We start from the raw sequence: 4,106 nt of genomic DNA, 5'->3' as shown, positions 1-4,106 counted from the left end.
GCATATTAGCGCTTTCGATGTTTTCAAATGGCATTTACGTCAAAGAAACTTGAGAACTCAGAGCGCGCTGAGAAAGAGAATTTGTGCCGAAAAAGGTACAGCCATTGAAAGACTACATACCAAAAAACTATTCGTTAACAGTAGCTTATTAACGCTGTGTTAAGTGGTGAACAACGCCCCACTTAACTTAATAAAGCCACCTTAATCACTGCACTAAAATTTGCAACCAAAACCGCCGAGCGTTGAGAATCCAGCTTGAACACTTTGTTAATAAAGTACTTTCCGCGTGCTCTACAACCAAACAACCCACCGAACTCAACAGTACAAACCAACCAGATTTTTATTGGCTACTGACCCACTGTCCTTTCCAGAAACCTGCTTTGAGCAATTAGCCAAACCAAAGTGGCTGAGAACAGGCCACCCACTAAAGTTACGGACAGTTAATTGCCACAACGATAAAGCTTTGAGAGCGAAGACGGTTGTTGGCATATTAGCCCTTTCGATGATTTGAAATGGCATTTACGTCAAAGAAACTTCATAACTCAAAGCACGCTAGAGAGCGAGAATTTGTGCGGAGAAAGGAACAGCCAATGAAAGACTACATACCCCAAAAAACTATTCGTTAACAGTAGCTTATTAACGCCGCATTAAGGTGTGAGCGACGCTTGGCTATACTTGAGCGAAGCGAAAACGCCAAGCGTTGTGAATCACTCTTAAATGCTTTGTTAGAACTTTATATTCTTCAGTACTTTAAGCCTACCGAGCTCGATATTAAACTCCTCAATTCGAGGAGGTTCTTCAAGAGTTATTGTACCTTCCACTGGTGACAAATCTCTGTTCTTCCTTGTAGCGATTCCTTTCGTGATACTCATCATTTGGTAAAAGCCATCTCTGATACTAACCACCCAACTAGATTGAATTTCATGTAGCAAATCGAAATCATCTGGCGCAGAGATTTGCCTACCCTCGACTTCGTACTCATAAAGGTCTCGATACAAACCACTAACTAAGTCCGCAAATTGAACAATATTCATATAACATAACTCATTCTCTTCGTTGGAGCTTAGATTTGGTCCTAACTCGCGTATAAAAAGTTGCTTTGCAACTTCAACGAGTTTGAGCATATTTTTAGGCCTTAGCTGAAGCCATTTCATGTATTCATCATCATTTAAGTTTTGGGAAAATTTCACATAAACCCGATTACTCAAAATATCTGTAAGTTCTCGATCTATCTCTGTAATACGATCTTCAAGCAGTTGATGAAACAGAGCATATTCCCAAAATAACCGCTTGCGCCTAACAATTTTGTGAACTTCCTTTGATTCAGTTTCTAGCCCGCTAGGAACCCTAGTACAATAGGCATGAATACAGTGTAAAAGAGAAAATACAAGGCCAATCGCAACCAGGATAAATAGTATTTTTATATTATTCAGCTCTAAGTGAGGTAAAAAGAACTTGAATAATTCAACCACACCAAATGCCCCAGCAATTGAAGCAAACAAGTACCCAACGAATTGCTTCCACTCTTGAAAAATTAGGCGCTGAACATGCTCAAGCCAAGTAAGGTGAGTTAACGTATTTTCTGATTTACACTCAACATTATGTTCGTCTGAGTCCATAACTTTCCTTAAAGTTCTAACGCCCTGCTAAGTGGCTGACAACGCGACCACCGCCACTTAACCATACCACCGTAAACACTATACCCGACTTGAACTAAAATTGCCCCGCGTTGACAGTCCGTCTTTAGCAGCTTGTTAGGGATGCTTATTACGAGTGCCTTTGCTGATTTGGAATACGGAGGTAGACCTACTAAATACCAATGCTGAGAGCACCGCAATGACCACTGAACTTCGAATCGCGCGCCCTACTAACCTGCGGTGGTTCACTGAACCCCATGAGCGCTAAACCTGAAAACACCGATTCGATGAACTATTCGGGACAATATTGAAATCAAGCACAAGTCTAAAACAGGACGGACTTGAAAACGGTGAACCGCTGAAGCTGATATGTGCCTACTAAACTAAGCTTTCACCTGAAGGTGTTCGCGCCACACAGACGATTAACTAACGACAAACACAAATCTTAAAGTGGCTAAGTGCAGAGCTAACAACCCCACATTCTTTAAAGCAACCTAACGCCCTGCTAAGTGGCTGACAACATACCACAAAACGTAAACAAGCCATCCTAAACACGGAGCAGAATTTGAAGCAAATTCGCCGAGCGTTGGCAGTCCGTCTTAAGCAGTTTGTTAGGCCGTTACTACGTAAAACACCATAACACCAAGAGTAATTAAAGCGACGAGTAAACTTAGTATTACGAACACCAATGATATCCAAACCCAAGCCTTAGCGCCTTGATAAGTATTTCTAAGGTTCCATATACCCATAATTACGAGCACCTCTAGAAATATCTCGACAAATAAAAGCAGAAAGCTAAATGGGATATTCTCATTTACCTTCTGTGCCGCCGTTACTGGAATCAAGGCAACAAAATAAAAAGCCCAGAATGTAATCGGCAACCCATAGCCACCTGTATATAGTTTTTTAATCATTATTTATTCCATTTTAAACTAAGGACCTAACGCCCTGCTAAGTGGCTGACAACATAACACAAAACGTAAACAAGCCACCTTAAACACAGAGCAAACTTTGAAGTAAATTCGCCGAGCGTTGGCAGTCCGTCTTAAGCAGTTTGTTAGCACTTGAGCCTAAATCTGCTTTTTTCTATGGAGCAAAGTATCGAGCACACTCTGAAGCTGTAAGCCCAACACAAGTAACGGCTTTCGCATCGAGTGCTTTGCTAGTCTTCTTTTTGTGCAGATCTTGAATAACTAAATATCCCCAATAACCTTGTCGAGTAGTGGCAATAATTTCTTCTCCAATCGAAAAATAATGAGATGCTATGTCGTTAGCATCATATTTAAGATCTCTTTCTCCATCGTTGATACACAAATACTTTATTGCTCCACCTTTAACTGAGCGCTCACCTTTACAAGTAACTTTGAAGTTGATTTTGACAACCTCGTCACCTAGATATCTTTCATTGGGAATTGTTATACCAATTCTTATTAAGATAAACAGCAGAAGAACAACAAATGGTAACAAACGAGTTGCTGAGTTAGGGCGCTTTCCAAAATTTCCATGTTCCACAATTATTGTTTCGGCGCGTTTAACTCTTCTAATTTTGTAGATGTAAAAAATCGCAGTTAAAATGACTGCTAGGAAAGCTGAAACATAAGTGAAAACGCCATTGTCGAGGGTATTTTGATATACCGAAAACCTTGCCTTAAACACGAGAAACGATACAAAAATCAATGGGGCTATAAATGTTATAATCTGAATACTTCCTCCTAGAGTGCTAACGCCCTGCTAAGTGGCTAGCAACGCATAACACAATACTTAAACTAGCCGCCGTAAGCACTGTACCAAACTAGAACCAAAATTGCCGAGCGTTGATAGTCCGCCTTGAGCAGTTTGTTAGCTGCTACGCAGAAGGTTGAGTTTTTCGCCCAAGCGCCTAATTTGAAATCCATTATTGCTTTCGAGTGGCAATGTAAATTGGACAGCTCGAAAACCCAAACACAGTTGCTAGAACATGCTTGGCAGAGAATACTTTCAAAAAAGCACACTACCAAGCGCGCAAATCAGATTTAGCTACGCAGCATTTCAACACCCAAGAAGCCACACCAAAGAACTAAACAAACGCACCACTCCAGTAAACTGACTTTGGTTGATTCAACCACTTTTCGAACAGTGCCACTGGCGAGATAGTTTGCGCATTGGGACTATCAAGTGTGAAACTAGAGCCCCGCATTCATGAGCACTTAAGCCCTTAGTTCTTTAAACACTAGCTAACGCCCAATTAAGGGGTGAACAACGCTACCACCCACACCTAAAGCATTGTGCTATAAACACTAAATTTGAGGTAGAAGCAAAAATGCCGAGCGTTGTGAATCCCTCTTAAATTGCTTGTTATGTGCCTTGGATTCAAGTACGAAGTGCGACACCTCTGAACATAAAAACAGTGAGATGCGATAATCATGAAGTTTGCTCCCGCCAAGAAGTAAAAAACATGAGATACACGCACCTCACTGAGAACGAAAGGTA

At 41.0% G+C, this 4,106-nt stretch carries 4 protein-coding genes; all 4 read right to left on the bottom strand.

What is annotated here, in order from left to right; translation table 11 throughout:
* Positions 1–725: 725 nt before the first annotated feature.
* The 4 genes from ZX61_RS12325 to ZX61_RS24665 all read right to left on the bottom strand — a co-directional run bounded on the left by ZX61_RS12325 (position 726) and on the right by ZX61_RS24665 (position 3,532).
* On the bottom strand, positions 726–1,619 hold the full coding sequence (locus ZX61_RS12325; RefSeq protein WP_049844932.1) for a hypothetical protein: 894 nt from the start codon (positions 1,617–1,619) through the stop codon (positions 726–728).
* 629 nt (positions 1,620–2,248) lie between these two features.
* On the bottom strand, positions 2,249–2,551 hold the full coding sequence (locus tag ZX61_RS12320) for a hypothetical protein (protein WP_049844931.1): 303 nt from the start codon (positions 2,549–2,551) through the stop codon (positions 2,249–2,251).
* A gap of 172 nt (positions 2,552–2,723) precedes the next feature.
* Positions 2,724–3,293, bottom strand: a complete 570-nt coding sequence (locus tag ZX61_RS12315; protein WP_150114995.1) for a hypothetical protein — start codon at positions 3,291–3,293, stop codon at positions 2,724–2,726.
* 110 nt (positions 3,294–3,403) lie between these two features.
* Positions 3,404–3,532 (bottom strand): hypothetical protein, encoded by a 129-nt coding sequence (locus ZX61_RS24665; protein WP_268808183.1) that lies wholly within the window; start codon positions 3,530–3,532, stop codon positions 3,404–3,406.
* Positions 3,533–4,106 lie beyond the last annotated feature (574 nt).

Origin of the sequence: Vibrio sp. VPAP30, assembly GCF_001188205.1 — a bacterium.
GTDB classification, from domain to species: domain Bacteria; phylum Pseudomonadota; class Gammaproteobacteria; order Enterobacterales; family Vibrionaceae; genus Vibrio; species Vibrio bivalvicida.
The sequence above is the reverse complement of the archived record's forward strand: the minus strand, read 5'-3'. Positions and strand labels throughout refer to the sequence as shown.